We start from the raw sequence: 6,415 nt of genomic DNA, 5'->3' as shown, positions 1-6,415 counted from the left end.
AGGCAGCGTGACGCTGGGTAGCGTGACGACAACGGGCGACGTGGTAATTACAGCCGGCGGCGCTGTCGTCAATGACGAAGACAATGCAGGCGCTGTGATCGTGGCGAATAGCCTGACCATCGATGCGGGTTCCGTAGGTGCGGTTGACAACGGCTTGGAGATGGACGTGACGACCGCAGATGTCAGGGCAAACGGCAACATCTTGCTCGATGCAGTGGGCGCAAGCGGCGTTACAATTGCGGCGGCGGTGTCGGATGGGGATGGCGGCATCGTGATCAACAGCACCACCGAGGCGGTCACGCTGGACGGCGTCACCACGGAGAATGGTGGTATTCTCGTGGGGGTCGATGCGGACATCGTGGCGCAGAATATCAGTGCAGGCACAGAGGCCGAAGGAGATGGCGATGTGTTCCTGACGTCACTGGCCGACATTACTCTCGGCACGCTCTCCGCGGCGGGCGATAGCATCGTAGTTGCCGCAGGCGGAGATATCATTGCGGGCGGTGGAAGGGCCACTGCGGCCGCGGTCGGCCTCTCTGCGGGCGGCAATATCGGCGATGACGTGACCGCGGTTTCAGTTTCGGCAGACATATTGTCAGCGGTTGCCGGTGGGGTTACTGGCGGCGATATCTTCTTGGATGAAGAGAACGACGCAACGATCACCGAACTCGCAGCATACGGAAACATCACGATCGGAGCGGGTACGCTCACGCTAAGTGGTCTCACCATATTCGCTGAAGGCGATATAAATTTTAACGCCAGCGTCAATGTCGACGGTGACGTCGTTGTTTCGACATACAGTGGCGACGGCGATATCAACTTTAACGGCGGCGGTTCATCGGCAAGCGACGAAGCGACGCTGACGTTGGCGCCAGGTGCAGGCAATATCACTTTCGGCGGCGACGACTTTGCCAGCGAAGCCAACCCGCTCGGCCAACTCAATGTTGTTAGCGCGGATAACTTCACAATCGCGTCGACCCTCGATGTCTTCACGATAGATGTGAGTGATATCGAAGTCAGTGGTACCGTTGATCTTGGCCAAGCATTGGTGGTTCTTGGCGAAAACGTGATTACTATTTCGGCCACGGACATCTTCGGTGGTTTGACCGCACTAAATGCGGAATCAGCCACAATCCTGGCCACCGGCGTGATCGGCCAGGTGGATGCGGGATTGAACGTCGACAATCCTTTTGTTGCCAACACCACGGGGCCGCTTAATTTCGATGCAACTGGTGGCGTGATTGATGGCGTCTTTGGTGGCGGAGATGTTTTCGGCTTCGGCTTTCTCGGCGAGCTGACCGGTGCAACCTTTGTGATCAACGGCGTGACCGTGGCATTCCAGCCGCTGGTGGATGCTGAAGTGGATATCGACCCCGAACAGATTATCGACTTAATCGTTGCCTCCCCGACCGTTCCAGAACCCGAGATTGATTTCGGCAGTCCGATTGCTCTGCAATCATCGTCGTCTTTCGTCGCCGATATCTTCAGCGTCGACTTCTCGCTTGGCACCGATCTGACGGTGGCGCCGGCCGCTGGCGGAGATGGCGAGAGCGGTGAAAGCGGGGATGGTGGCGATAATTTCCTCGGAAATTTCTGGGATAATCTTATTGAAACGGCGCCCGAGGAAGACGCCGTCGAAAGTGGTGACGAAATTGAGGACGCCTCCGCCGGCGAAGATCTCTTCTCTGACGACGAAGCTCCATTAGACGATGAGTTTGACATCTTCACCGATGATGACGATGAGGAAGAAGAAGTGTTCATCGGCGAAGAGGAAGAGGAAGAGGAAGATGTATTCGAAGATTAGCGGTTCTTAAGTCGATCCGCTGAGTTCGAAAAAGCAATCTGCCGAGAGAGCCACATCCTCCGGATTGCATGGTGAAATGATTCCCGAACATGTATTTTTCTCTCGCCACCCAAACGCCCATATGGTTGCGCCAACTCACGATCTTGAACGAATAAATAGTTACACGCCAAGTTAACGGAGAACCGCAGTGTCGTCGGCGTCGAGATCGGCTGTCGAGCCGTGCCATGCGGTTTCGTGTTTTTCGATGATGTGGTAGCGATCTGCCGGACAGGGTGGATTTCCGATATTCTATTGATCACCTAAATGGCAGGTCATACCGTCTTATAAATTTTTGGCAAGCTGACGGCATTGGCGGTGTAAACGGTATAGAGCGTGAAGCTCTCATTCTGTCTGACTTGCGTATACAGTTTAGTGAAAGCGTTGCTGGCCTTGCCCGGATAGAATCCGAAGGTCTCTTCGGTACCGCAAGATTTCGCCTTGGCAAGCTCGATGGAGAAATAGGATTGTACTCCTTGCTTCACCGGAGAAAGCCCGGCCTCGGCGCAGATCAAGAATTTGCCGTCATCGGAGCTTTGTTTACCTTCTTGGAGGCGGATTCTAACTCCGTTTGCGGGTTATCGCCGCGCGCGCTGCGCGCCATACGGCAAATTGGCGATGCGGGCGAACTCTCCGGTGGCGAAACCTGCCGGGTCTTTGAGCCAATCGAGAAACATGCCAGTTCCGTCCTGTCCCCAGAATATCTCGCCGTCGGCGACGAAGGTCGGAACGCCGAAAACGCCTGCTGCTAGTGCTTCGTCGGTATTGTCCTTTAGCGCCTGTTTAATTTCGGACGCGGTGATTTGTGCATCGCCGTCGGCGAGCCCAAGCTGTGTCGTCAAACGGCGCCATCCGTCGGCGCCCTCCACATCGCCGCCTTCGGCGTAAATGAAATTGAAGATTTCGTTGATTGCAGCACTGTCTTCGCCTAACGCCACGGCTAGCCTGAGCGCTTTGAGTGGATTAAACGGGTGCACCGGTGGCAGCTTGAATGGAATGTTGCGCTGCCCCGCCAGCCAGTGGCAATAGCGATAGGTGTGGCGTCGCTTGGCCGGTATTTCGGCTGGACCAAGGTGACCCCAATGATTGAGCAGGCCGGCGAATAGAACCGGCCGATATGAGATTTCCAGGCTATTAGGCAGCCGATCCATATCCTGCCATTGCAGATAGGCAAAGGGAGAAATGAAATCGAAATACCAGACCGCCTTGGTCATGAGTTTTTCGCGTGTTTCATGCTGTCATCGATTTCAAGACCCGGCCTGGCTGGCGCAATCGATGCACAGTACCGCGAAGGGAAGGGCGGCCAGTCGCTTGGCGCCGATATGCTTTGCACAATTGTGGCAGGCGCCATATTCGCCGTCTTTAATGCGCTTTAAGGCGGCGCGGATTTGCGCGATTTCGTCAAGCGCGGCACCTTCCAGCCCTTCGAGCACTTCGTCGCCGGATATTTCTGACGCTCGCTCCTCCCAATCCTGACTATGAGCGGATCGCAGGTCGCCCTCGAGACCGGCAACACGGTGCTCTAGGGAGGCGAGTCTCTCCTTGAGCTGGTTTTGGAGCTCTTGGTGGTCTGTCATGCCGGTTTCTTTCTTTGGCTGGGGCCACGGAGTGAATAGGTGATACGTGGGAACATGATACCCGAATTCAATATTGTGCACCAAGCAAGCTGCCAAATAGGGTTCGACAGCCCTGCAGCGGCAGAATAGATTTTCCGCTCACGCTCTCATCACAGGTGGCCAGGAGAAACCGAATGGCGAGTAATTCAGAAGCCGTGTTGAAGCGGCTGGCCAATGAAGCCCTGATTATCCGCCGGAACGTTTGGCGCGCCTTTCATGCCGCCGGCTCAGGGCATATCGGAGGCTCTAGCTCGGCGGCCGACCTGTTGGCGGCGCTTTATTTCCATTATTTGAATTTGCGCCCCGAAGAGCCGGAATGGCCGGAGCGCGACCGTTTCGTCCTCTCCAAGGGCCATGCAAACGGTGCGCTCGCCGCCGTGTTGGCGCAGGCCGGATTTTTCCCTGACAGCCATCTGGATGAGTTTTACGGTTATCAGACTCTGATGGGAATGCATCCGGATATCAAACTGGCCGGCGTGGAAATGAGCACCGGCGGACTTGGTCACGGGCTATCCGTCGGCGTCGGCATGGCGCTTGGGGCGCGCCTGAAAAAACGTCAATCTAGAACCGTGGTGATGGTCGGCGATGGCGAATTGCAGGAAGGCTCCAATTGGGAAGCGGCGATGGCCGCTGCCCATCTTAGGCTTTCCAGTCTGACCGCCATTATCGACTACAATAAGGTTCAACAAGGCGGCCATGTGCATGACGTGATGGGGTTGGAGCCGCTTGCTGATAAATGGCGGGCATTCGGCTGGTCGGTGTGCGAATTGGATGGCCACGACATGGCGGAAATTGTCGCGGCGCTCGACGCGCTGCCATACGCGGCGGACACGCCGTCGCTGATGATCGCCCATACGGTCAAAGGCAAGGGCGTCAGCTTTGCTGAGGACACCCATCTCTGGCATCAAAACACAATCACCGATGAAATCTACCAAAAAGCGCTCGACGAATTGGGAGAGCCACTATGATCACCATGTCGGAAAGCGCCGTCAGTCAGGCAGCGGACCAAACACGCCTCGCGTTTGGCCTGGCGCTTACTGAAATGGCGGACCGGGATGATTCGGTCGTCGCCATCTCCGCCGATACCCTGGACTTGATCGGCCTGCGCGGGTTCGTCGGGAAACATCCGGATCGCGTGATCGATGTCGGTATCGCCGAGCAGAATGCTATGGGGATTGCGAGCGGATTGGCGACGGCGGGCATGCGGCCGTTTCTATGCGGCTATGCGCCATTCATTACCGCGCGCTCAATTGAACAATTGCGCAATGATGTTGCTTACGCCCATCAGCGTGTGGTCATCGGCGCAGCAGCGAGCGGAATTTCACTCGGCGTATCGGGCGGTACCCATCATGCCCTCGAAGATTTGGCGTTGATGCGGGCGCTACCGAACATGACCGCCATTGTTCCGGCTGACGTCCACCAGGCGTGGAAGGCGGTTTTTGCCACCAGTGAGATCGACGGGCCGGTCTATATCCGCCTTGGCGGGCGCGTTCCCGAACCGCCGGTGAGCGCTCCGGATGCGGCGTTTCGTGTTGGCCAGGCGGATTGCCTTCGCAAGGGTGGTGACGTGACGATTATCGCATGCGGCTGTTTGGTCGCGGATGCCCTAGCAGCGGCAGACGTGCTCGCCATTGATGGTGTGGCAGCGCGGGTGTTGAATATGCACACCATCAAGCCGCTCGACCGCGATGCGGTGCTGGCGGCGGCAGCTGAAACCAAGGGCATTGTCACCGCCGAAGAGCACCGCATCACCGGCGGCCTGGGCGGCGCGGTGGCGGAATTGTTGGCGCGCGAAAACCCCACGGCTATGCGGATGGTCGGAATGCCCGACGAATTCGCCGTCGTTGGCCCAACCGGCAAGGTACGCGAGGGCTATGGCTTAAGCTGCGCCAATATCGTGAAATTTTGCCGGGAGCTGCTTGCCTAAATCTACCAATGCACCATCGGGTGCCCAGCGACGGGCGAGCGGAAATAGGGGATGCGGGTGCCCCGTAAACTGCCGAGATAAACGGTTTTCAAGTCCGGACCGCCGAAGGTAACACTGGCCATCCAGGGTGCGATGGCGCCGGTGGCGGCTAGCATCAGTTCGGGGGTGACGCGGCGTTCGTAGAATGCTTTTTCCAGGGCGTCCGTGGCTTCTGAATTGCCGTCGTCCAGCAGAATTTGGCAGTCGCCCTCGGGGGTGAGCACGAAGAGCTGATCGGACATGATCAACGTGCCCCACAAATTTCCGAAAGAATCGAAGGCGATCCCGTCCGGGAACCCTTTTCCGAGGTTGGACGGGCCGAATATTTCGCGCCCGGTAAGCGCACCGTCTTTGCCCACGCGGAGACGCGAGACGCGCTTTCCCGTGGTCTCGACCACATAAAGGAATTCCTCTTTGGCATCGAGGCGGACTTCATTAGTGAAGGTGAAGCCGTCGGCGACAATGCGGATGGTGCCGCGGTCGACCAGCGCGACATAGCCATCGTCGACATCCGGAGTAAAGGAGCGCATCCAATTCGTGGCCCGGGTGGAGATGGTGAGCCATAGGCGGTCCTTTGAATCGCGCAGGACGAAATTCACCTTGCCCATGGGTTTGCCGTCGATATTGTCGTGCAACGTCTGGGTTTGCCCGTCGCGGGTCATGCGCTCGAGCAGGTCGGTGCCATAATTTGCGATCAGAAAATCGCCGTTCTCCGCAAAGGCAAGACCGTTCGGCAGGGTGCCCTCGGTAAAGCGCGTCTCTTCATCGTCTGCATCGGAAAACATCGCACGTTCGGTAGAGGTGATGAGCGCCTGGGTGCCGTTAGGTGCGATGCGTACCACGCCACCGCGCGCGTCGGCGCTCCACAGGGTGCCATTTCGCTCTGCAAGGATGCATTCAGGGCGTTGTAGACCTTGGCCGACATACTCGATATTGGCGGGATCGACGTGAAATCCGGCGAGGGGGTTTGGCGCCATATTTGTGACCGCTTCG

General features: G+C 57.5%; 7 protein-coding genes. 3 read left to right on the top strand and 4 right to left on the bottom strand.

Going from position 1 to position 6,415, the window contains the following annotated elements; translation table 11 throughout:
- The coding region (locus tag O3A94_14795; protein ID MDA1357520.1) for a hypothetical protein at positions 1–1,804 on the top strand (1,804 nt) is incomplete at its 5' end.
- A 311-nt stretch (positions 1,805–2,115) separates the two neighbouring features.
- On the opposite strand, the gene O3A94_14790 is transcribed toward O3A94_14795, so the two are convergent.
- The 3 genes from O3A94_14790 to O3A94_14780 all read right to left on the bottom strand — a co-directional run bounded on the left by O3A94_14790 (position 2,116) and on the right by O3A94_14780 (position 3,417).
- On the bottom strand, positions 2,116–2,325 hold the full coding sequence (locus O3A94_14790) for a hypothetical protein (GenBank protein MDA1357519.1): 210 nt from the start codon (positions 2,323–2,325) through the stop codon (positions 2,116–2,118).
- A gap of 93 nt (positions 2,326–2,418) precedes the next feature.
- Positions 2,419–3,054: a 2-hydroxychromene-2-carboxylate isomerase gene (locus O3A94_14785; GenBank protein MDA1357518.1), complete on the bottom strand. Its 636-nt coding sequence runs from the start codon at positions 3,052–3,054 to the stop codon at positions 2,419–2,421.
- Positions 3,055–3,087: 33 nt separating this feature from the next.
- Positions 3,088–3,417 (bottom strand): TraR/DksA C4-type zinc finger protein, encoded by a 330-nt coding sequence (locus O3A94_14780; GenBank protein MDA1357517.1) that lies wholly within the window; start codon positions 3,415–3,417, stop codon positions 3,088–3,090.
- Between the two features lie 173 nt (positions 3,418–3,590).
- Between O3A94_14780 and O3A94_14775 the strand changes: the two genes are divergently transcribed.
- Both O3A94_14775 and O3A94_14770 read left to right on the top strand, forming a co-directional pair.
- The gene (locus O3A94_14775) at positions 3,591–4,424 is read left to right on the top strand and encodes a transketolase (protein MDA1357516.1); all 834 of its coding nucleotides are present in this window, start codon (positions 3,591–3,593) and stop codon (positions 4,422–4,424) included.
- A complete protein-coding gene (locus O3A94_14770; protein ID MDA1357515.1) occupies positions 4,421–5,383 on the top strand; it encodes a transketolase family protein in 963 nt (320 codons plus the stop codon). Before O3A94_14775 ends, O3A94_14770 begins: the two co-directional genes overlap by 4 nt.
- Positions 5,384–5,385: 2 nt before the next feature.
- On the opposite strand, the gene O3A94_14765 is transcribed toward O3A94_14770, so the two are convergent.
- A complete protein-coding gene (locus O3A94_14765; GenBank protein ID MDA1357514.1) occupies positions 5,386–6,399 on the bottom strand; it encodes an SMP-30/gluconolactonase/LRE family protein in 1,014 nt (337 codons plus the stop codon).
- Positions 6,400–6,415: the final 16 nt, after the last annotated feature.

Source organism: Pseudomonadota bacterium (assembly GCA_027624955.1).
In the GTDB taxonomy this organism is placed as follows: Bacteria; Pseudomonadota; Alphaproteobacteria; order UBA828; family UBA828; genus PTKB01.
The sequence above is the reverse complement of the archived record's forward strand: the minus strand, read 5'-3'. Positions and strand labels throughout refer to the sequence as shown.